Raw genomic sequence first — 22898 nt, forward strand, 5'->3', positions numbered from 1 at the left:
AAATAAGGGTAACTGTTCAGTAGGTCTGTGCATTTACTGCGCTGACCGTACGAAAACATGGGCTAGCAGGCAAAAATCCCATTGCCGTAGGCAATTTTTAATGGATTTTTGCGCGTGACTGTGAAGGTACTGAACAGTTACAAATAAGAATTATAAAAAAAGGGCCTTGCAGATGAAAGATTTTCTATCTGCAAGACCCTTTTTTGCTTAAAATCAATGTAATTATCGGACAATATAGACATCGGCGCTTCTCTTTCCATACTGTAGTGCCTGACTGTGGGAGTTGAAGAAGATGTCCAGTTTGTTTCCGCGGATGCCGCTGCCGCTGTCTTCGACGGTATAGACAACGCCGTTGATGCGGAGTTTGGTTCCGAGCGGGAATACGCGCAAGTCAGCGGAAATGGTATGTCCTGCCTGCGGAATGGTGCCGGATTTAGTGCGGTTCTTTCCGCCACGGCAGCATCTGCGGCAGCTGCAGTAAGCAGTTGTCGTAAAACGTCCGGCGTAGATTTCAGCAGGTGCCTCTGCTTCCTGTGCCTCGGCAGCAGCATTTGTGTCAGTATTTTCAGTCATTGCAGCTTCGTCAGCGTTCTCTGCCTCCACCTGTGCAGACTCATTTGAAAATGCAGCGACTTCTGCCTCGGAAGCGTTCGTGTCAGCCGCTTCTTCCGCAGCAGCGTTTGTCTGCTTTCTAATCAGCTCCGGATCGGAAGCCGGACCAGATGGTGTCTGGGCTGCTTCGGTGGAAGTGCCGTTTGTTTCTTCACCGGCTGCCGCATCTATTTGGGAGACAAGCTCGGTTCCGGCATCTGTGGCTGCCAGTGTATTCATGGTGCCTGCCATGAGACAGACCAGGCTCATTGCCGTTGTGGCAAGTCCGCGCCGCATGGTGTTCATCATATTCATCAAATAAAAACCTCTCATTTCAATTTAGATTCATTTGTCTCACCGCAACGATTGTGTATCTCACAAATATTGCAATGCGTTTACAAATGTTATAATTTGTTACTATTATATTACAAAAATGTTAAATGTCAAGCCGGAGAGCCGGAAATAGGGCTTTGGGAGCGGTCGGAGGTTCGACAAGTCGAAAACTTGTTCGAGCGCAAACAGGAAAGCGGGTGAGTGAGTTTCTACCTATAGAAAGTGTGAAAATCAGCGTGCCTAAAAACAGGGTATGCAGAATGAAAAATTTTATTCGAAAAAAGAAGAAAAAATTTTTTTTAAAAACCGAAAAAAATCATTGACAAATACTTGCGTAAGTAATATAGTATGAACTGTAGATATTAGCACTCTGATAGATTGAGTGCTAACAGAAAACTTCCAGAGCGGGTTTAAGAGACCGGCGGAAGCGGATGCACGGAAGGAGAGATTGGATGGAACTGGATGAGAGAAAAGAAAAGATTTTGAAAGCGATTATCCAGAACTATCTGGAGACCGGAGAGCCGGTTGGTTCCAGAACGATCTCCAAGTATTCCGATTTGAAACTCAGTTCGGCGACGATTCGAAATGAGATGTCGGATCTGGAAGAACTGGGATATATCATTCAGCCGCACACATCGGCAGGCCGGATTCCTTCAGATAAAGGATATCGTTTCTATGTGGATCAGTTGATTCATGAGAAAGAGACGGAGGTCACGCAAGTGCGTGATATGGTCATCCAGAGAGTGGATCGGGTGGAGCTTCTGTTAAAGCAGATGGCAAAGCTTTTGGCAAGCAATACGAATTATGCGACGCTGATCAGCGGACCGCAGTATCACCAGACGAAGATCAAGTTTATACAGCTTTCCAGAGTGGAAGCCGGGAAACTCCTGATTGTCACTGTTTTAGAAGGCAACATTATCAAGAACTCGATTGTGGCACTCGATGCGGAGCTGACCGATGAGGACATCCTGAATCTGAATATTCTTTTAAATAGCGGTCTCAACGGATTGACGATGGAGCAGATTAATCTGGATGTCATTACCCGGATGAAAGGGCAGGCAGGCGAGCGCAGCCACATCGTGGATGTGGTACTAAGCGAGGTGGCCGAGGCGATTCGTTCCGGCGAGGAAGATTTACAGATTTACACCGAAGGTACGACGAACATTTTCAAATATCCAGAACTGAGCGATGGCGCGAAAGCCAGCCAGCTCATCGGGACACTGGAGCAGAAAGACCTCTGGAGAGAGATTCTTACCGAGGACGATGCGGACAGCGATAAGAAAAATGAGATTCAGGTCTACATCGGAAGTGAGACACAGGTGCAGTCGATGAAGGACTGCAGTATCGTTACTGCCAATTATGAATTGGGGGACGGACTTCGGGGAACGATAGGAATCGTTGGACCGAAACGAATGGATTATGACAAAGTTGTATCGACCCTGCGCTCATTAAAGAGCCAGCTCGATCAGACATTCAATCATAAAGATACCGAGTAGCACGGATGTGCAAAATAAAGAGGTGAGAGACATGGCAAAGACAGAGATAGATTCCAAAGCAGCCGAGGCGGCAAATGAGGAGCAGGTAAAAGAAACAGAAACCCAGGCAGAAGCTGAGGCAGTGAAGGAAAAGGAAGCTTCTTCGGAAGACGCACAAGCGCCGGAGATAGAAAAAGAGAAAAAAGGATTTTTCTCCAAGAAGAAGGATAAGAAAGATGAGCAGATCGAGGAGCTGACGGATCGCCTGAAGCGCACGATGGCTGAATTTGACAATTTCCGGAAACGAACGGAGAAAGAAAAATCAGCGATGTATGAGATTGGCGCAAAGGACATCATCGAGAAGATTCTCCCGGTGGTGGACAATTTCGAGCGTGGTCTGGCGACCATCCCGGAGGGCGAAGAAAAAAGTGCTTTCGCCGAGGGCATGGATAAGGTTTACAAGCAGCTCGTAAAAACACTGGGTGATGCAGGTGTAAAGCCAATCGAAGCGGTTGGTCAGCCATTTGATCCGAACTTCCACAATGCAGTGATGCATATTGAGGATGAAAACCTGGGTGAGAATGTGGTAGCCGAGGAGTTCCAGAAAGGCTATGTATACCGCGACAGCGTGGTTCGCCACAGCATGGTAAAAGTGGCAAATTAAAATAGGTAACACGTAGACAGCTGGCACCCAGAATTCGGTGCTGGTGGTTGATTTGATATAATATAGACAGACAGGCGGCAGAATTTAGCTCCCATGAGGAGAAAGAGAACTGCCAGAAAAAGATAATTTCAGGAGGAAATAACTATGAGCAAGATTATCGGTATTGACTTAGGTACAACAAACAGTTGTGTAGCCGTTATGGAAGGTGGTAAACCGGTTGTTATCGCAAATACAGAAGGTATCCGTACCACACCGTCCGTTGTGGCATTTACAAAGACAGGCGAGAGACTGGTCGGCGAGCCGGCAAAGCGTCAGGCAGTTACCAACGCTGAGAAGACCATTTCTTCTATCAAGAGACACATGGGCAGCGACTACAAAGTAACCATTGATGACAAGAAATATACGCCGCAGGAGATTTCCGCGATGATTCTTCAGAAGCTGAAAGCAGATGCAGAGAGCTACTTGGGCGAGAAGGTAAACGAGGCAGTTATTACTGTTCCGGCTTACTTCAACGACGCACAGCGTCAGGCAACCAAGGATGCAGGTAAGATCGCTGGTCTGGATGTAAAGAGAATTATCAACGAGCCGACGGCAGCAGCGCTTGCGTATGGCCTTGATAATGAGAAAGAGCAGAAGATCATGGTATATGACTTAGGTGGCGGTACATTCGATGTTTCCATCATCGAGATCGGTGACGGCGTTATCGAGGTTCTGGCAACCAACGGCGATACACATCTGGGCGGCGATGATTTCGATAACCGTATTACCCAGTGGATGATCGACGAGTTCAAGAAAGCAGAGGGTGTAGACCTTTCCGCTGATAAGATGGCGCTTCAGAGACTGAAAGAAGCAGCTGAGAAAGCGAAAAAAGAGCTTTCTTCCGCAACTACAACCAATATCAACCTTCCGTTCATCACTGCAACCAGCGAGGGACCGAAGCATCTGGATATGAACCTGACCAGAGCTAAATTTGATGAGCTGACCAGAGACTTAATCGAGAGAACCGCAATTCCGGTACAGAACGCACTGAAAGATGCTGGTATCACTGCTTCTGAGTTAAGCAAAGTACTTCTGGTAGGTGGTTCCACACGTATGCTGGCAGCACAGGAAGAAGTAAAACGTCTGACTGGTAAAGAGCCGAGCAAATCCTTAAACCCGGATGAGTGCGTAGCAATCGGTGCAGCTATCCAGGGTGGTAAGCTGGCTGGCGATGCCGGTGCCGGTGATATCCTTCTTCTGGATGTAACTCCGCTGTCCCTGTCCATCGAGACTATGGGTGGTGTAGCAACCAGACTGATTGAGAGAAATACCACAATCCCGACCAAGAAGAGCCAGATCTTCTCTACCGCAGCCGATAACCAGACCGCTGTTGATATCCACGTTGTACAGGGCGAGAGACAGTTCGCAAAGGACAACAAGACACTGGGAACCTTCCGTCTGGATGGCATTCTTCCGGCAAGAAGAGGTGTTCCGCAGATTGAGGTTACCTTCGATATTGATGCAAACGGTATCGTAAATGTATCTGCAAAAGACCTTGGTACAGGTAAAGAGCAGCACATCACGATTACCTCTGGTTCCAATATGTCCGATTCCGATATCGATAAGGCAGTCAAAGAGGCAGCTGAGTACGAGGCACAGGATAAGAAGAGAAAAGAGGGCATCGATGCAAGAAATGAAGCTGACTCCATGGTATTCCAGACCGAGAAAGCTCTGCAGGATGTAGGCGATAAGATCGATGCAAACGATAAAGCAGCCGTAGAAGCTGACTTAAATGCACTGAAAGAGGCTATCAACAAAGCTCCGATCGACCAGATGACCGATGCACAGATTGATGAAATCAAGGCTGGCAAGGAAAAACTGATGAACAGCGCACAGGCACTCTTCAGCAAGGTTTACGAGCAGGCACAGGCAGCTGGCGCAGCAGGAGCACAGGGCGGTGCTCAGGGTGCAGCTGATGCAGGAAGTGCACCGCACGACGATAATGTAGTTGACGGCGACTTTAAAGAGGTATAATATAATAAGCAGCCATTTTTCAAAGAAAAATGAGCGGATTACGAATGCTTTTGAGGATTGCGGGAGCACGCAGTGCGGAGCAATCCGGGGCATCGGGGTATCAATAGAAAAACGCAGTGAGGGGCTGTCGCAGGAATCTGCGGCAGACCCCCATTTGTAGGTTGTGGGGTAACTGTTCAGTAGGTCTGCGCATTTACTGCGCTGACCGTACGAAAACATGGGTCAGCAGGCAAAAATCCCATTGCCGTAGGCAATTTTTAATGGATTTTTGCGCGTGACTGTGAAGGTACTGAACAGTTACGTTGTGGGAAGATAAATAGATACGATAGAAACTCTGCCGGATGCGGTCAAATGTACCGGCGGATTTTGGGAAGGAAGAGCTGAAATGGCAGAGAGTAAGAGAGATTACTATGAGGTCTTAGGCGTCCCGAAAGATGCGGACGATGCGACACTCAAAAAAGCATACAGAACCCTGGCCAAAAAATATCATCCGGATGCAAATCCGGGCGATCAGGCGGCAGCCGATAAATTTAAGGAGGCATCGGAGGCCTACAGCGTACTGAGTGATCCGGAGAAGAGACGTCAGTATGATCAGTTCGGCCATGCGGCTTTTGACGGCGGTGCAGGCGGCGCTGGCGGATTCGGTGGTTTTGATTTCAACGGCGGCGATATGGGAGACATTTTCGGAGATATCTTCGGAGATATTTTTGGCGGCGGACGCAGCCGCGGCGGCAGAAGCAACGGACCGATGCGCGGCGCGGATGTGCGTACCAGTGTGCGGATTACTTTTGAAGAAGCGATCTTCGGCTGTGAAAAAGAGCTGGAGTTAAACTTAAAGGAAACCTGTGAGAAATGCCATGGAACGGGTGCAAAACCGGGAACCCAGCCGCAGACCTGTCCGAAATGTAACGGTAAAGGCAAGATCATGTACACGCAGCAGTCGTTCTTTGGTCAGATTCAGAATGTACAGACCTGTCCGGATTGCAACGGAACCGGAAAGATCATCAAGGATAAATGCCCGGATTGCTACGGAACCGGCTATGTAGCGAAGAGAAAGAAGATCAAAGTGACGATCCCGGCAGGTATTGACAACGGTCAGATGCTGCGTGACCGCGGCAATGGCGAACCGGGTACCAACGGCGGTCCGCGCGGAGATCTACTGGTAGAAGTAGTGGTATCCCAGCACCCGGTCTTCAAGCGTCAGGATACAACAATCTACTCAACTGTGCCGATTTCCTTCGTGAAAGCAGCACTCGGCGGTCCGATCCGCATCAAGACGGTGGACGGCGAGGTAGAGTATGAGGTCAAACCGGGAACCCAGACAGATACGAGAGTCCGTCTGAAAGGAAAAGGTGTTCCGTCCCTGCGTAACCGCAACGTGCGCGGCGACCATTTCGTGACGCTGGTGGTACAGGTTCCGGAGCGCATGACCGAGGCACAGAAGGAAGCGCTTCGCAAGTTTGACGATGCCATGAACGGAATTGCACCGGAGGGCGAGAAACATAAGAAGAAAGGACTGTTCGGAAAGCTGGAGAAATAGAATACGGACAGGACAAAAATAGAAAAGAGCTGTCGGGCTGACATAAAAATGCGGCGCGGCAGCTCTTTGTTTCTGTTTCATAGAAAATTACGTCCCATTACGCGTTCTGTAACAGAATATAGTTACTGTTCACGCATACGTGACCAGTAACGGAATTTGCCGTGGCTTCGCATTTAAATACGGCAAATTCCTGCTGCCACCACGTTTTCTTACGGCACTTTCGGTTCCAAAAGTGCCTACCCGTGAACAGAAACGTAACAGAATATACCAGAAAATGACAGAGTTTTGTAAGTTGACTTCCGTTTAAAACTTATATACAATAGGACGATGGAGGACCAGCAACACAGATAGCATGGATTTTTGTCAGAAAAATATGCCAAATGATAAAATCATTACTTGAATGGCAGGTCCTTCCGGGAATAGGAACCCGTATTGGATTTTTAAAGGGAGAATAGGAAGATGACAGATAGAAACGGGAATTTGAATAAAAATTCACGTTCCGGCAGCCGCGAAGATGGGCGGGAGCCGGTGAGACGAAATACGGCGATGAACAGCCGGGAGATTATGCTGGAAGATGAAGATTATCTGGATGAGCCGGATGAGGGCTATTTGGATGATGATTATTTCGACCGGGATATGGAAGAACGGATCCTAAGGGAAGCAGAGCTGGACATGGAAAACATACACCAGCCAGAGCGTCAGGATCAGAACCGGTGGGAAGAGCCGGAACGCCTGCCGGAGAAAGAGCCGGAGGAGACAGCCAGTCGAAAGCGCAGCCGCGCCCGTGGAAATCAGAGCGCGGGTACAGGGCGGGAGGCAGCCCATGCGGCGCCGCAGCGGGGACAGGATTCCGGAAAGACGGCATCCTGGACGGAAGCCACCCCGGAAAAGGCAGCTCTGAAAGCTGAGCATAGAAAAAACGGTAAAAAGGCGGCGTGGATCGCTGCCTGTACGGCGGGCATTCTGCTCGTGGCAGCCGGAGGCGTCTATGTGGGAATGTCCCAGAAATATAAGACCCGGTTCTTTCCGAATACGCAGATCAACGGTGTTGACGCGTCCGGAAAGACAGCGGCAGAGGTGCAGGAACTGATTGCGGAAGGTGTGAATGGTTATACACTGACGATCGATGAGAGAAATAATCAGACAGAAACCATCGCCGGAACCGATATCAAGCTGCATGCGGAGTTTGACGGCAGCCTGGAAAAGATGGTAGCGGCGCAGAACCCGTTCGCATGGCTGTGGCATATGAAACAGGAAGAATATACGATCGGAACGATGGTGGCGTATGACGATGCGGCGCTGGAAAGTCAGATCCGGAATTTATCGTGTTTAGACCCGGAGAAAGCGGTAGAACCGGTCAATGCAAAGATTTCTGAGTATGTGTCCGGACAGGGATATTCGATTGAGCCCGAACAGGAAGGAACGGCAGTCGAGGCGGAGAAGCTGACACAGGCGGTAACGGGTGCGATCGAGAATCTGCAGGATCATTTATCGCTGGAGGAAGCAGATGTCTATAAGAAGCCGACGGTATTGAAAGACGATGCATCTCTGGCAGAACAGCTGGATAAGATGAATAAATACGCGAAAATGAGCGTGACATACCAGTTTGGCGATTCGACGGAGACCTTAAATGGAGATCAGATTCATGCGTGGCTGATTGCCAATGCAGACGGAAGTGTTTCGGTAGATTCCTCCAAGGTGTCGGAGTACGTGTCTGAGATGGCGAAAGCACACAATACTTCAAACAAAGCGAAAACATTGAAAACATCGTATGGTTCCACGATTCAGGTAAGCGGCGGAACGTATGGCTGGAAGATCAACCAGGCGGCAGAGACGGAAGCGCTGGCAGCGATAATTGCCTCCGGCGAGAGTACGACGCGTGAGCCGGAGTATTCCCAGAAGGCGGCGAGCCATGGGGCAAATGACTACGGCGATACTTACGTGGAGATCAACCTGACCGGACAGCACCTTTTCTTCTATAAAGAAGGAAAGCTGGTGGTAGAGTCGGATTTCGTATCTGGAAACCTGGCGAAAGGCTGGGGAACCCCGGCAGGCTCGTATCCGCTGGCATATAAGCAGAAAAATGCGGTCCTGAAGGGTGAAAATTACCGGACGCCGGTTAATTACTGGATGCCGTTCAATAATGGTATCGGTATGCATGATGCGAAGTGGAGAAGCAGTTTTGGCGGTACGATTTACAAGACGGGCGGTTCCCACGGCTGTATCAACCTGCCGCCGAGTGTTGCAAAGACGATCTTTGACAATATTTCGGCAGGAACTCCGGTGATCTGCTACAATCTGCCTGGTACGGAGAAGAGTACGACGAGCGGTACGGCAAAACCGGCGGAGACGAAGCCGGCAGAGACGCAGGCGCCAGCAGAAACAGCAGCTCCGCCAGAGACGCAGGCGCCAGCACCGGCAGAAACACAGGCACCGGGTCCGGCACCGACCACAGCGCCGACGCAGGCGGAGACGAAAGCGCCGGAGACTGCGGCACCGACCCAGGCAGGACCGGGAGGTCCTTCGGGGGATAATGGTGGAAATATTGCAGTGGGACCAGGAGCATAGGAAGAAACGGGAATAAAATCGAGAAAAAACCTGCATAAAATGATTTACACCGAAAACATATTGTGTTATACTAACTAGGTATGAGTCCGCCGGTGCTCAGTTTTTTGACGACTCCGACATAAACTTAGCATACGGTAAGAATAATTATTTTAAGGAGGAAATCACAATGATTTCAAAGGAAAAGAAAGCAGCTATTATCGAACAGTACGGAAGAAAAGCAGGCGATACAGGTTCACCGGAGGTTCAGATCGCAATTCTGACCGCTAGAATCGCTGAGCTTACAGAGCATTTAAAATCCAATCAGAAGGATCATCATTCCCGCCGCGGACTTCTGAAGATGGTAGGACAGAGACGTGGTCTTCTGGATTACTTAAAGAAATCCGATCTGGAAGGATACCGTGCACTGATCGAGAAGTTAGGCATCAGAAAGTAATTAAGATTAAAACGTATAGGGTGGAGCAATCCACCCTAGTTGTTTATGTAGAAGAAAAGTCCGAGACCGCTGCTGTACCCGTAAAGCAGAAAAACATATTTGCGGGCAGAGCAGTAGTTTCGGTATTACTTTTCACAGAAAGGCACTTTTGGAACCGAAAGCGGCGTATGAGAATGTGAAGGTTCTTCTGCAAAACAAGATGAAAGGAGATATGAGATGTACAAGAGTTTTTCGATGGAACTGGCTGGCAGAACTTTAACAGTGGATGTTGGCCGTGTAGCAGCTCAGGCAAATGGTGCTGCATTTATGCATTATGGAGATACAACCGTATTATCAACCGCGACAGCTTCTGACAAGCCGCGTGACGGTATTGATTTCTTCCCGTTAAGCGTTGAGTTTGAGGAGAAGATGTATTCGGTCGGAAAGATTCCGGGCGGATTTAACAAGAGAGAGGGAAAGGCATCTGAGAACGCAGTTCTGACGGCACGTGTTATCGACCGTCCGATGCGTCCGCTGTTCCCGAAGGATTACCGCAACGATGTTACCTTAAATAACCTCGTATTATCCGTTGACCAGGACTGCAGCCCGGAGTATACCGCGATGTTAGGTTCTGCAATCGCAACCTGCATTTCCGATATCCCGTTTGATGGTCCGTGTGCGACCACCCAGATCGGCATGATCGACGGCGAGTTTATCGTAAACCCGACTAACGCACAGAAGAAAGTATCTGATATGGCTCTGACCGTTGCTTCCACCCGCGAGAAGGTTATCATGATCGAGGCTGGCGCAAAGGAAGTTCCGGAGAACATCATGATCGATGCGATCTTCAAGGCACACGAAGTAAACCAGGAGATCATCAAATTCATCGACACCATCGTAGCAGAGTGCGGCAAGCCGAAACATTCCTACGAGAGCTGTGCAGTTCCGGAAGAGCTGTTTGCAGCGATTCGTGAGCTGGTTCCGCAGGAAGAGATGGAAGAGGCTGTATTTACAGACGAGAAACAGAAGAGAGAAGAGAATATCCGCGCAATCACTGAGCGCCTGGAAGAGGCATTCGCTGATAACGAGGAGTGGCTGGCTGTTCTGGGTGAGGCTGTATATCAGTACCAGAAGAAGACTGTCCGCAAGATGATCCTCAAAGATCACAAGCGTCCGGATGGCCGCGGTATTACCGAGATCCGTCCGCTGGCAGCAGAGATCGACATTCTGCCGCGTGTACACGGTTCCGGTATGTTCACCCGTGGACAGACACAGATTTTAAATATCTGTACACTGGCTCCGCTGTCCGAGGCACAGAAGATCGACGGACTGGATGAGAACGAGACATCCAAGAGATATATGCACCATTACAACTTCCCGTCCTACTCCGTAGGCGAAACCAAACCGTCCAGAGGACCGGGACGCCGTGAGATCGGTCATGGTGCGTTGGCGGAGCGTGCGCTTGTGCCGGTACTTCCGACTGCGGAAGAGTTCCCGTATGCAATCCGTACCGTATCTGAGACGATGGAATCCAATGGTTCTACCTCCCAGGCAAGTATCTGTGCATCCACTCTGTCCCTGATGGCAGCAGGTGTACCGATCAAAGCTCCGGTAGCTGGTATTTCCTGCGGTCTGGTAACAGGCGACACCGATGATGATTACATCGTTCTGACCGATATCCAGGGTCTGGAAGACTTCTTCGGCGATATGGACTTCAAGGTAGGCGGCACTCACAAGGGTATTACTTCCATCCAGATGGATATCAAGATCCACGGTCTGACCCGCCCGATCATCGAGGAGGCAATCGCTAAGACGAGAGAGGCAAGACTCTACATTCTGGATGAAGTTATGGCTCCGGTTATCTCCGAGCCGAGAAAGACCGTCAGCCAGTATGCTCCGAAGATCGTTCAGATCTCCATCGATCCGCAGAAGATCGGCGATGTAGTCGGCAAACAGGGCAAGGTAATCAACAAGATCATCGAGCAGACCGGCGTTAAGATCGATATCGAGGACGATGGCAGCGTATCTGTATGCGGCACCGATCAGGCAATGATCGACAAGGCAGTTTCCATCATCAAGGGCATCGTGACCGACATCGAGCCGGGTCAGATTCTGACAGGTACCGTTGTCCGTATCATGAATTTTGGTGCATTCGTAGAGCTGGCTCCGAACAAGGATGGTATGGTTCATATTTCCAAGCTTTCGGACAAGCGCGTAGCGAAGGTAGAGGATGTTGTCAACATCGGCGATGAAGTTACTGTAAAGGTAATCGAGGTCGATAAGATGGGGCGTATCAACCTGAGCATGAAACCAGGCGATCTGGCTGAAAATAAATAATAAATAGATTGCAAATGCACACGATGTGCTGCAATCATCCATCATAAAATCAATGTGCCTGCATCACTGCGGCGCAGACCAGATAAAGTAAGGAATGCTGCAAGGCAGAGAAGCGGTTCGCTTCTGCTTTGCGGTGTTCCTTTTTACTTTACAAAGAGGAAAAATATGTTAGAGGTAACAGGGATAGAAAAACGGTACCGCGGAAGGACGATCCTAAAAAATGTCTCTTTTCGGGCAAATCCAGGGGAATGCATCGGGATTGTCGGCGGAAATGGATGCGGCAAGACGACGCTGCTCTCGATCCTCGCGGGGATCCGCAAGCCGGATCGGGGGAGTATTCGGATTGACGGGCAGGAGGCGCTTGGAAGACATCGTCTATTAGAAGAAAAAATCGCCTATGTGCCTCAGGAAAATCCATTGATCCCGGAGCTGACGGCATTTGATAATTACCGTCTCTGGTTCCGGGGGAAACGGCGGGAGATGGAGCGGGATCTGGAATGCGGCGTCGGTCATGTGCTGGGCGTGGACCGATTCTTGAAAACGCAGGCGGGACGGCTTTCAGGCGGAGAGAAAAAGAGGCTGAGCATCGCGGCGGCACTCTCCGGACGCGCGGATATCCTGATTCTCGATGAACCGGGGGCAGCGCTTGACCTGGAGGCCAAGGAGCAGATCCTGACTTATATCAGGAGCTATGTGAAAGCAGGGGGGACAGTTCTTTTAACATCCCATGAGATGGGAGAGATAGGGGCGTGTACAACCCTTTATGTATTAAAGGACGGTGTGCTGGTTCCGACGGAGGCAGGGCTTTCGGCGCGGGAGCTGATACAGAGGTTTTAAGGTTACTGGGCACGTATGCGTGAACAGTAACGTTTTAAGAGTGAGAAAACAGGAGGAGGTACAAGGTGAAAGAGGGAAACAACACAAACAACACAAACAATGCAAACAATACAAACATGTCAAACAATTCAACCCCACTAAACCCGGCAGAGGCAGCGGCGCAGGCGCTTACGGCCGCATCTAACACAGCGGATGGAACCGGTGCAGGCGGAACAGCTGGCGCTGAAATCGGTGGAAATGCTGCAGGTGGCAGAACGGGCGGAAATGGTTCCAGCAGGAAGAAATGGCTCATTCCAGCCGGAGCAGCCGCAGCGGTGGCCGTGATCGGCGGCGGTGTGATGCTCAGCCATCAGGCAGATCCGAAGGACACAGTGATCGATGCGTTCAAGAGCATCACGGCGGAAGGGCAGTTAAATCCGTCTGAGGAGATCTTTGGGACGAAAGAGCTGGAAGACCTTTTACAGAAGGGATCCGCGCAGACGGGGATGGAGTTAAGTATGACAGGTATTTCCGATGAATCCCTGAACCAGATGAGCGGTGCGGGCATCGGTCTGGATGTGAAGCGCGATGTGGACAGCGGACGGCAGCTGCTAAATCTTTCCTTGCAGTATGGCGGAGGAGAATTGGCGGACGCACAGCTTTACATGGATGATACACAGATCATGGCGGCGATTCCGGTACTTTCCAGCCGTATGTTTACCCTTGACTATGCCAATGATCTGGAAGGACAGCTCATTAATTCTCCGTATGCGGCGCAGAAGCTCGAAGAGCAGGGGATTGATATTGAGGGGCTGGCAAATTATCTGGGACAGTACAAGGAAGCGCTTTCGGACGAGGAGCCGATGCTGGATCTGAAAGCACTCTGGAACCGCTACAAAGAGGGAAGCAAGGCGATTGATGACCTCAAAGCGGCTATGACCGTCACTAAGAATGACAAAAAAGAGTTTACGATCGACGGACAGAGCGAGAACTGCCGCGGTTACCATGTGACTCTGCCGAAGGATGCGCTGATCAGCTTTGCAAAGACGACGAGAGAATTTTTCCTGAACGATGAGACGCTCAAGCAGGATGTGGTGCGCTATCTGGAACTGGCAGGCGGCGCAAGCGGCATCTATGCAGCGGACGGGGACGGAGAGAGCGTGGATCCGGAGGAACAGCAGAAGGAACTCTGGGCCCAGGCGGAAGCGGTGCTGGACAATCTGGTAGAGGAAATGGAAAATACCATCGGGGATGTGACGATGGATGTCTATGTGAGAAAAGACGGCAAAATGGCTGGATTTTCCTATGAGACGGATGCAACGGTTGAGGAAGAAAATGTCCGTTTTTACGGCGATGTTTCCTTTGGCGGCGGTTACAACATGCTGTCGAATGTGAATGGGGCGTTAAATATTGAGGATTCGGACGGTCAGATTATCACGGTTTCCCTGGATAAAACAGGCGCTTACGAGGCTGGAAAGAGCTGGAGTGGTCAGGTAATTGCGACCCTGCAAGGCGACGAAGAGAAATACCAGTTTATCCTGGATGGCGACTATCAGATCGCGGACGGCAGCTATGAGGTAAAGCTGGATCTGCAGAGTAATGGTGCGTCTCAGGCGTCGCTCACGGCGAATGGCGCGGTCAGCGAGCTTTCGAAGGGCGAGAGCGTCCATATCGATATGGATTCCCTGCGTCTGGAAACGACATTGTTAAATGGAAGCAGTTCTTATGTTGAATTTGCCGGTTCCTATTATGTCAACCCGCTGGAGGATGAGATCGCGCAGCCGGACGGCGTTCCATTTGATGTGCTGGCTTCCTCCGAGGAGGATTATAACCAGGTCACAACGGAGATAACAGGCAACCTGTTCGCAATTCTCCTGAAAGTCATGTCATAGGCGGCGGAAAATGCGAACATATATGATATATCTGCTGCTGACCGGAAAGCGCCTGCTCCGCCAGCTGCCGTATTTTCTGGCAGGGCTGGCGGTGATGGTGCTGCTCGTCGGCATGGCGGCATTTTCGGCGTCTAAGGTTTTATATGGGGAAACATCTTTAAAGAAAATCGAGGTGGGCGTGGTGCTTCCGGAGGACGATGCGCTTTCGGAAAAGATAACCAAAATGATTGCCTCGCTGGACAGCGTGGAAAGTCTCTGCGACTTTTCGTATCTGGAACACGATGAAGCGTTTCAAAAGATGAAAAGCGGGGAGCTTCAAGCGGTTTTCGAGGTGCCGTCCGGCATGGCGCGCGGCATTTTGGACGGTACGAACCAGCCAGCCACGATCTGGTTTCCGGATGAGAGCGGGCTGGAAGGCGCTGTTTTCCGGGAACTGGCAGAGTCGGGCAGTTCGATGCTTGGCACTTCGCAGGCGGCGATCTACGCGGCAAATGAATGTTTAAATATCCAGGGAGTGCCGGAACAGATTTCGGTGTCTGAACAGGATTTGAACCGTATCTTTTTAAAATATGCGATGAACCGCGAGGCACTTTTCCGGAAGAAAACGGTCAGCGCTGCAGGGAATGTATCGACGGCGGTCTTTTATGGAATTTCGGGGATTGTATTTCTGATGATTCTTACCGGAATCCCGGCAGCACCGTTTCTGGCTCCCCAGACGGAGGCGCTGGAACAGGGGCTTCGGCGCATCGGGATCCGGCGGTGGTATCCGCTTTTCTGCAAATGCTTGTGCATGACGCTTCTTCTGATGGCAGTCACAGCGGGCGGCTATGGCTGGGCGGTGCAGAAGGGATATGCGCTGGCGGGGCGGGAAGAACTGGCGGCGTGGGGGCTGACCTGCGCGGCAGTTTCGGCGTGGATTCTGCTGTTTTATGAGGTGTGCAGAAGTTCGGCAGCGGCGATTTTGACGTTGTTTGCGGTCAGTGTGGTATTTCTCTTTCTGGCGGGCGGCATCATCCCGTCCGTCTTTCTGCCGGAACTGGTTCAGAAAGTCGGAAATATGACGGTGACGGCGCTCTGGATGGATGGAATCCGCTTTATTGCTTCGGGCGAGGAGACAGGGGCGGTTTCGGTGCTGTGGAAACTGGCAGCGGCTGCATTGGCATGCTTTGCAATGGCGCTTGCCGCCGGAAAAAGGAGGGATTGACGGATGCGGAAGCTGGCGTGGTGGTTCTGTATGTTTGGAATGACGCTGCGGCGGGCTCTTTACCGCCCGGTGTTCCTCCTATTTCTTCTGATTTTTCCATTGGGAATGGGCGTGCTCCATCAGGTGGAAAAACGGGATTCCGGGCGGATCGCGGTGGCGCTCTGTCCGGGAACGGATGCATGGAATCAGGCGCTTGCAGAAAGACTGGAATCGGAAGAGAGCCGTTCATTTTTCTTTTATCCGTGCGGGACGGAGGAAGAGGCAAAGAAGGCGGTTATGACCGGACGGGCGGAGTGCGCCTACCTGTTTCCAGAGAGATTAAAAGAACGGCTGGACGAGGGGCATTATACCCGTGCGGTCCGCGTGCTGGTGTCGCCGTCCACGGTGGCAGAGAAAATTATATCAGAAAAGATATTTTCTGAACTGTTCGAGGTGTACGGGCGGGAACTGCTGGCAGATTATGGGAAAAATGGAGCGGCATTCCAGACGGTGATGGCGCGCTGCCAGACGACGGAGGCGCGGGAAAAGGCGTGCGGCGTGCTGATGAAACTCTATGAAAAATACCGCAGCAACGGAAGCACCTTTACCTTTGATTATCAGACCTTACAGGGAGGAACGGCACTGCAGACAGGGGCGATGAAGGTGGTCTTTCCGGTGCGCGGGCTGACGGCGGTTTTCCTTTTTATCATGGGGCTGGCGGCAGCTGTCATGGCGGGCGAGGATGCAGAGCGCGGGCTTTATGCGGCGGTCCGGAGCCGGGAGCGGTGGCTGCTGCAGACGGCGGAGATCGCGGCATTTGTCTTTTTAGCATCCATTTCGGCCTATGCGGCGCTTCTGGCGTCGGGAAATGGGGCAGAGCCGCTTTTAGAGGCGGGAAAGCTGCTTTTTTATCTCTTCTTCGTGACCATGTATGCCTTTGGATGCCTGGCAGTCTGCCGGAAGCCGGGATTTCTGGCGGCGCTGATTCCGGTGTTTATCCTTGCGAGCCTCCTGCTCTGTCCGATCTTTTTTGACGCTTCGCTCTTTTTGCCGGGAGCCGCGGGTGTGCGAAAGCTGCTGCCGCCGTGGTGGTATCTGAGCGGCATTTTTGGTTCCCAAAGTGTCTACCCGTGAACAATTACTTTTTTACAACGTTTTTTTGGATAACTTCGATAAAAAGATTGCTATTTTTTCATTCAATTATTATAATAAAAAGAGACATCCGGTATCGAGCATCAATCTGCCGGATGTTTTCATGCGAGAAAATCAGGAGAGGAGTGAACACAATGGAAAGCCGGAGTCATAAGGCGGAATCAGACGGCAGCTACCCAGAACCGAAGGCAGCGTACACATGCATTTGCAGGAATGACAGCTGCAAACAGCGGATTCCTTGTGTACACTGCCGCATCTGTGGATAAGTTTCCGGCATTCTGCCTGTGTGCAGGAGCAGGAAAGGAGCAGCCTGTCCGATTTCCAAAATGACAATATTTTGGAAGGAGACGGGAATGTTAGAAGAAGAGAAGAAAGAAGAGCTGCTGGCTCTGCTGTCCGGGAAGAAGTATCGGGAGCTGAAAAGCCAGCTGGTCGAGATGAATGAGGTGGATATTGCCTCATTTATCGAAGAATTGGATTCAGAAAAGACGGTCGTTGTATTCCGTATGCTGCCGAAAGAGCTGGCATCGGAGGTATTTGCCTGTCTGGAAGTCGAACAGCAGCAGCACATCATTACCAGTATTACGGATAATGAGCTGCGTGCCATCATTGACGACCTGTATGTCGATGATGCGGTCGATATGCTGGAGGAGCTGCCGGCGACGATCGTGCGGCGCGTACTTCAGAACTCCAGCCCGGATACGAGAAAACTGATCAACCAGTTCCTCAATTACCCGGAAAACAGTGCCGGAAGCGTTATGACGGCGGAGTACGTGGGACTCAAGAAAAATATGACGGTGGAGCAGGCATTTGATTATATCCGGAAATATGGCGTGGACAAGGAGACGATTTACACCTGCTACGTCATGGATGAAAAACGCCGCTTAGAGGGCGTTGTGACGGTCAAGGATCTTCTGATGAATGATTATGCGGCGCTCATGGGCGATATCATGGATCCGCATGTGATCAAGGCGTATACGACGGAAGACCAGGAAAAGGTTGTGGAGACGTTCAATGAGTACAACCTCTTGAGTTTACCGGTTGTGGACGGTGAAGACCGTCTGGTCGGCATCATCACGGTCGATGATGTCATGGATGTCATGGAGCAGGAGGCGACGGAGGACTTCGAGAAGATGGCGGCGATGCTGCCGAGTGAGAAGCCGTACCTGAAGACGGGCGTGTTCCAGCTCGCGAGAAACCGTATTCCGTGGCTGATGATCCTGATGTTGAGCAGTATGGTGACCGGCGGTATTTTGTTAAAATATGAGAATGCCTTTTCGGTAATTCCGCTTTTGGTTACGTTTATTCCGATGCTGATGGATACGGGCGGAAACTCCGGCAGCCAGGCGAGCACGATGATAATCCGTGGTATGGCGGTCGGCGAGGTAGAACCGGCGGATATTCTGAAAGTTATGTGGAAAGAAATCCGCGTGGGAATGCTCTGTGGACTTTCTCTGGCGCTTGTCAATTTCGTGCGCCTGATGATCCAGTATCCGGGGCAGGTACTCATCTGCCTGACGGTAGTTATCAGCCTGTTCTGCACGGTTATCATCGCGAAGACGATCGGATGTGTGCTTCCGATTGCGGCGAAGACGATCCACCTCGACCCGGCGATCATGGCGTCGCCGATGATCACGACGATCGTGGATGCGTGCAGCCTGATGATTTATTTCCAGCTGGCGTGCCATCTGCTGAATATGAAGGCGTGATATAAATTACCTGCCTGCTGGCCCATGTTTTCGTATGGTCAGCGCAGTAAATGCGCAGACTTACGGAACAGTTACTTTATTTTATAATTCCAATATTTTAATTATTTCTAGGAAAGGAAAAACTGTTTGGAACATAAGCTTCCAGACAGCCGTGTGAAAAGTATGACAAAGATCAGAACCAGATACGCACCGAGCCCGACAGGCAAAATGCATGTAGGAAACTTAAGAACTGCATTATACGCATACCTGATTGCAAAACATGAGGGCGGCGATTTTATCCTGCGAATCGAGGATACCGATCAGGAGCGTTTCGTTGAAGGCGCGACCGAGATCATTTACAATACGATGCGCGATACCGGACTGAAGCATGACGAAGGTCCGGACATCGGAGGTCCGGTTGGCCCGTATGTACAGAGCGACCGTCAGAAACAGGGCATCTACATGGAATATGCGAAGAAGCTGATTGATAAAGGCGAAGCTTATTACTGTTTCTGCGATCAGGAACGCTTAAACAGCTTAAAGAGAGAAGTAAACGGCGAAGAGATCATGACCTATGATAAGCACTGCCTGCACCTTTCCAAGGAAGAGGTAGAGGCAAACTTAAAGGCAGGAAAGCCGTTTGTCATCCGTCAGAACAATCCGACCGAGGGAAAGACTACCTTCCACGATGAGATTTACGGGGATATTTCCGTAGATAACTCCGAGCTGGACGATATGGTTTTAATCAAATCGGATGGATTCCCGACCTACAACTTCGCAAATGTGGTGGACGATCATTTACAGCAGATCACCCATGTAGTCCGCGGTAACGAGTACCTGTCTTCTTCACCGAAGTACAACCGTCTGTACGACGCATTCGGATGGAAGGTTCCGGTTTATGTGCACTGCCCGACCATCACGAACGAGGAGCACAAGAAGCTGAGCAAGCGAAGCGGTCATTCTTCCTATCAGGATCTGATCGATCAGGGCTTCGTTTCCGAGGCAGTTGTCAACTTCGTTGCCCTGCTTGGCTGGTCACCGGAAAATAATCAGGAGATTTTCTCCTTAGACGAGCTGGTAAAAGAGTTCAACTACAAGAATATCAGCAAATCTCCGGCTGTTTTCGATATGGTAAAACTGAAATGGATGAACGGCGAGTACATCAAGGCGATGGATTTTGATAAGTTCTATGAAATGGCAGAGCCGTACATCAAAAAAGTAATCACCAAGGATCTGGATCTGAAGAAGATCGCGGCGATGGTGAAGACGAGAATCGAGATTTTCCCGGATATCGAGGGACACATCGATTTCTTTGAGACACTGCCGGAGTATGATCCGCAGATGTATGTTCACAAGAAGATGAAGACCAATCTGGAGACATCCTTAAAGGTATTAAAAGATGTTCTGCCGATTCTGGAAGCACAGGAAGATTACTCCAACGACGCCCTGTACGCGGCGCTGTCCGAGTATGTATCCAAAGAGGGCGTTAAGACCGGCTTTGTAATGTGGCCGATCCGTACCGCTGTATCCGGCAAGCAGATGACGCCGGCAGGCGCGACCGAGATCATGGAAGTGCTTGGCAAGGAAGAGTCGATCAGCCGTATCAAGAAGGGGATTGAACTTCTGGAGGCACAGCAGTAGGCTGTCGTAACCGTCGATGTTCGACTTGAAGCAAGTTTGGCTTCGCAGATTAAATCAGTAGGTAGTAAATAAATAACTGCTTTTTCATGTATCGTAGATGCATGAAAAGCAGTGAAAAGGTGCGCTTTGTGAGAAATACATTCCAAGGCGCACTTTTCTTACATTTGTACTTGACAGATTTGCTTCAGATGCGCGGCAGAAGGATGTCTTGCACGTCAAAATGCGAATTTCGAAGCAAATATGCCGAGATATTCTTGAATTGTGGAGTAAGGAAACAGGAAATGGCATTCAGTAAAGCACAGACACAGGCAATCATGCATAAAGATGGTCCCATGATGGTTCTGGCGGGACCGGGATCAGGGAAAACAACGGTGATCACCCATCGGGTCCAGTATCTGACGAAGGAGTACGGAATCGATCCGGGGGATATTCTGGTAATCACCTTTACCCGGGCAGCAGCCGAGGAGATGCGGGAGCGGTATGAAGCATTGACCGGCGGCGGATCCAGAGTCACCTTCGGTACTTTTCATTCGATCTTTTTTAGGATCTTAAAGCTGGCATACCGATATACCGCTGACAATATTGTCCGGGAAGAGCAGCAGATGCAGTTTGTCCGGGAGCTGGCTCAGGCCGGAGGTCTGGAGCCGGAGGATGAAAATGAGTTTGCAGCCTCCATTTTAAGTGAGATAAGCTCTGTCAAGGGAGAGAGGATTGCACTGGAACATTACTATTCCAAAAACTGTCCGGATGCAGTTTTCCGTCAGCTCTATGCAGGCTATGAAGAGAAAATGCGCCGAGCCGGACTCATCGATTTCGATGACATGATGGTGCTGTGTCTGGAACTTTTTACGGAAAGAAAAGATATCCTGTCTGCCTGGCAGAGAAGGTATCGGTACATCCTGATTGATGAGTTTCAGGACATCAATCGGCTTCAATATGAGATCGTGCGGATGTTAGCCAAGCCGGAAGATAATCTTTTTATCGTGGGCGATGATGATCAGTCGATTTACCGGTTTCGTGGGGCCAAACCGGAGATTATGCTGGGGTTTGAGCGGGATTATCCGGGGGCTGGACGGATTCTTCTGGATGTGAATTACCGCAGTACCGAGGAGATCGTGGCACCGGCATTGCGGCTGATCGGAGAAAACCAGAAACGTTTTTCAAAGGCCATCCATACAACGGGACGTCATGGGAAGAACGTGATCACGAAGCTCTGGCAGGATCCGGGGGAAGAAAATCTGGCCATTGCCAGGGAGATACAGCTGTATCTGCAGTCGGGAGTGCGGCCGGGGGATATCGCAGTTTTATACCGGACCAATGCTGGTCCTCGTTTTCTGATGGAAAAGCTGATGGAATACAATCTGCCGTTCCGGACACGGGACACGGTGCCGAACCTCTATGAACACTGGATTTCGCGAAATATCCTGACCTATATCCGGATCGCCATGGGAAGCCGGGCGCGGGAAGATATTTTGCAGGTCATCAACCGTCCGAAGCGTTATATCAGCCGGGATGCGATGCCGGATGAGACGGTTTCGTTCGAGAAGATGAAGGCATTCTATGCGGAGAAAGACTGGATTGCCGAGCGGATCGAGAATCTGGAAGGCGATCTGCGGGCCATCGCCCGGATGTCACCTCTGGCAGCCGTCAATTATATCCGCCAGGGCATGGGATACGACGAATATCTGATCGAGTATGCGGCATTCCGGCGGATGCGGCCGGAGGAACTTTTAGAGACTGCCGATGAGTTAAAAGAAAGTGCGGCGGGTTTCAAGACCTTTGACGAGTGGTTTGCACACATCGACGCGTACAAGGAGGAACTGCTCCGGCAGGCGGTGCAGCGGCGGACGGAGACGGACGCGATCACGCTCGCGACGATGCACAGTGCCAAGGGGCTGGAATTTCCCATTGTCTATATTCTCGATGCCAATGAAGGCATCACACCGCACAGCCGCGCGATGCTGGACGAGGATATGGAGGAAGAACGACGTCTGTTCTATGTGGCAATGACGCGTGCAAAGACCCGGCTGCATGTATATGCGGTGCGGGAGAGGTACCATAAAAAGGCGGAAGTATCGCGGTTTGTGTGGGAGTATCTGGGGCGGGAGTCATAGAGAAAAATTCGGAAAACGGGAGAATAATAAGATTTACAAATGGCAGAAAAATAGCTATACTATCGTCAGTCAGAGATGCACTCTGGCATATGTTTATCGTGAAGCATAACGTAAGGTGAAAAAGAAAATAGGTAGGAGGCGGTTGTACGCCGATTTTGTTTGCAATTATATTTTTAGTAGTCGTTTTTAAGGTGGTCGGTCTGCTTTTAAGTGTCTGCGGAAGACTCCTTGGAGCTGTTCTGAGTCTGGCTGGATTTATCATTTCACTGGCAGTTGGAACACTGGTGTTTGGACTGTCGGCGGCATTTTCGGTGGTGCTTTTGGGAATTGCCGGAGTTTGGCTGATAGCAAAATTGGTATTGTAAAAAATTACTATGCAGAAGAAAGATGGAAAAAGTCAACGGCAGCTGGGATGAAGAAGCAGGAAGATAATAGGTAAAAGAATTATTTAAAGCGGTTGAGCGGGGGGCAGCCGCTTT

General features: G+C 50.5%; 16 protein-coding genes. 15 read left to right on the plus strand and 1 reads right to left on the minus strand.

Features of this window, described 5'->3' with window-relative positions:
* Positions 1-222 precede the first annotated feature (222 nt).
* Positions 223-906 (minus strand): 3D domain-containing protein, encoded by a 684-nt coding sequence (locus DWZ45_RS01400; RefSeq protein WP_182426607.1) that lies wholly within the window; start codon positions 904-906, stop codon positions 223-225.
* 470 nt (positions 907-1376) lie between these two features.
* On the opposite strand from DWZ45_RS01400, the gene hrcA reads away from it, so the two are divergent.
* The 15 genes from hrcA to DWZ45_RS01475 all read left to right on the plus strand — a co-directional run bounded on the left by hrcA (position 1377) and on the right by DWZ45_RS01475 (position 22784).
* Positions 1377-2420 (plus strand): heat-inducible transcriptional repressor HrcA, encoded by a 1044-nt coding sequence (hrcA, locus tag DWZ45_RS01405; protein WP_107001098.1) that lies wholly within the window; start codon positions 1377-1379, stop codon positions 2418-2420.
* A gap of 31 nt (positions 2421-2451) precedes the next feature.
* Positions 2452-3063, plus strand: coding sequence for a nucleotide exchange factor GrpE (grpE, locus tag DWZ45_RS01410; protein ID WP_118467194.1), 612 nt, complete (start codon positions 2452-2454; stop codon positions 3061-3063).
* A gap of 144 nt (positions 3064-3207) precedes the next feature.
* Positions 3208-5076, plus strand: coding sequence for a molecular chaperone DnaK (dnaK, locus tag DWZ45_RS01415; protein ID WP_022359496.1), 1869 nt, complete (start codon positions 3208-3210; stop codon positions 5074-5076).
* A gap of 385 nt (positions 5077-5461) precedes the next feature.
* Entirely contained in the window at positions 5462-6616 is a 1155-nt protein-coding gene (dnaJ, locus tag DWZ45_RS01420) for a molecular chaperone DnaJ (protein ID WP_118467196.1), read from the plus strand.
* 459 nt (positions 6617-7075) lie between these two features.
* Entirely contained in the window at positions 7076-9184 is a 2109-nt protein-coding gene (locus DWZ45_RS01425) for a L,D-transpeptidase family protein (RefSeq protein WP_118467198.1), read from the plus strand.
* 166 nt (positions 9185-9350) lie between these two features.
* The gene (gene rpsO / locus DWZ45_RS01430; RefSeq protein ID WP_022358577.1) at positions 9351-9617 is read left to right on the plus strand and encodes a 30S ribosomal protein S15; all 267 of its coding nucleotides are present in this window, start codon (positions 9351-9353) and stop codon (positions 9615-9617) included.
* A gap of 216 nt (positions 9618-9833) precedes the next feature.
* The gene (locus DWZ45_RS01435) at positions 9834-11933 is read left to right on the plus strand and encodes a polyribonucleotide nucleotidyltransferase (RefSeq protein ID WP_107001095.1); all 2100 of its coding nucleotides are present in this window, start codon (positions 9834-9836) and stop codon (positions 11931-11933) included.
* Between the two features lie 165 nt (positions 11934-12098).
* Positions 12099-12770: an ABC transporter ATP-binding protein gene (locus DWZ45_RS01440; protein ID WP_118467200.1), complete on the plus strand. Its 672-nt coding sequence runs from the start codon at positions 12099-12101 to the stop codon at positions 12768-12770.
* A gap of 65 nt (positions 12771-12835) precedes the next feature.
* The gene (locus DWZ45_RS01445) at positions 12836-14641 is read left to right on the plus strand and encodes a zinc ribbon domain-containing protein (RefSeq protein ID WP_118467202.1); all 1806 of its coding nucleotides are present in this window, start codon (positions 12836-12838) and stop codon (positions 14639-14641) included.
* A gap of 10 nt (positions 14642-14651) precedes the next feature.
* On the plus strand, positions 14652-15845 hold the full coding sequence (locus DWZ45_RS01450) for an ABC transporter permease (RefSeq protein WP_118467204.1): 1194 nt from the start codon (positions 14652-14654) through the stop codon (positions 15843-15845).
* Between the two features lie 3 nt (positions 15846-15848).
* Positions 15849-16958 carry a hypothetical protein gene (locus DWZ45_RS01455; RefSeq protein WP_118467206.1) on the plus strand — a complete coding sequence of 370 codons (1110 nt, stop codon included), beginning with the start codon at positions 15849-15851 and terminating at the stop codon, positions 16956-16958.
* Between the two features lie 371 nt (positions 16959-17329).
* Entirely contained in the window at positions 17330-18685 is a 1356-nt protein-coding gene (gene mgtE, locus DWZ45_RS01460; RefSeq protein ID WP_118467208.1) for a magnesium transporter, read from the plus strand.
* 162 nt (positions 18686-18847) lie between these two features.
* Positions 18848-20305, plus strand: coding sequence for a glutamate--tRNA ligase (gene gltX / locus DWZ45_RS01465; protein WP_118467759.1), 1458 nt, complete (start codon positions 18848-18850; stop codon positions 20303-20305).
* Between the two features lie 281 nt (positions 20306-20586).
* Positions 20587-22419, plus strand: a complete 1833-nt coding sequence (locus tag DWZ45_RS01470) for an ATP-dependent helicase (RefSeq protein ID WP_118467210.1) — start codon at positions 20587-20589, stop codon at positions 22417-22419.
* Positions 22420-22574: 155 nt separating this feature from the next.
* On the plus strand, positions 22575-22784 hold the full coding sequence (locus DWZ45_RS01475) for a hypothetical protein (RefSeq protein WP_118467212.1): 210 nt from the start codon (positions 22575-22577) through the stop codon (positions 22782-22784).
* Positions 22785-22898: the final 114 nt, after the last annotated feature.

The organism is Clostridium sp. AF32-7AC (genome assembly GCF_003477925.1).
GTDB classification, from domain to species: Bacteria; Bacillota; Clostridia; order Lachnospirales; family Lachnospiraceae; genus Otoolea; species Otoolea fessa.

Excerpts from the sequence above, each read along its gene's own strand:
- DWZ45_RS01425 (WP_118467198.1), top strand. The coding sequence starts at position 7,076 with ATGACAGATAGAAACGGGAATTTGAATAAAAATTCACGTTCCGGCAGC.
- hrcA (WP_107001098.1), top strand. The coding sequence starts at position 1,377 with ATGGAACTGGATGAGAGAAAAGAAAAGATTTTGAAAGCGATTATCCAG.
- grpE (WP_118467194.1), top strand. The coding sequence starts at position 2,452 with ATGGCAAAGACAGAGATAGATTCCAAAGCAGCCGAGGCGGCAAATGAG.
- rpsO (WP_022358577.1), top strand. The coding sequence starts at position 9,351 with ATGATTTCAAAGGAAAAGAAAGCAGCTATTATCGAACAGTACGGAAGA.
- DWZ45_RS01470 (WP_118467210.1), top strand. The coding sequence starts at position 20,587 with ATGGCATTCAGTAAAGCACAGACACAGGCAATCATGCATAAAGATGGT.
- dnaJ (WP_118467196.1), top strand. The coding sequence starts at position 5,462 with ATGGCAGAGAGTAAGAGAGATTACTATGAGGTCTTAGGCGTCCCGAAA.
- DWZ45_RS01455 (WP_118467206.1), top strand. The coding sequence starts at position 15,849 with ATGCGGAAGCTGGCGTGGTGGTTCTGTATGTTTGGAATGACGCTGCGG.
- DWZ45_RS01450 (WP_118467204.1), top strand. The coding sequence starts at position 14,652 with ATGCGAACATATATGATATATCTGCTGCTGACCGGAAAGCGCCTGCTC.
- DWZ45_RS01400 (WP_182426607.1), bottom strand. The coding sequence starts at position 906 with ATGAATATGATGAACACCATGCGGCGCGGACTTGCCACAACGGCAATG.
- dnaK (WP_022359496.1), top strand. The coding sequence starts at position 3,208 with ATGAGCAAGATTATCGGTATTGACTTAGGTACAACAAACAGTTGTGTA.
- DWZ45_RS01435 (WP_107001095.1), top strand. The coding sequence starts at position 9,834 with ATGTACAAGAGTTTTTCGATGGAACTGGCTGGCAGAACTTTAACAGTG.
- mgtE (WP_118467208.1), top strand. The coding sequence starts at position 17,330 with ATGTTAGAAGAAGAGAAGAAAGAAGAGCTGCTGGCTCTGCTGTCCGGG.
- DWZ45_RS01440 (WP_118467200.1), top strand. The coding sequence starts at position 12,099 with ATGTTAGAGGTAACAGGGATAGAAAAACGGTACCGCGGAAGGACGATC.
- gltX (WP_118467759.1), top strand. The coding sequence starts at position 18,848 with ATGACAAAGATCAGAACCAGATACGCACCGAGCCCGACAGGCAAAATG.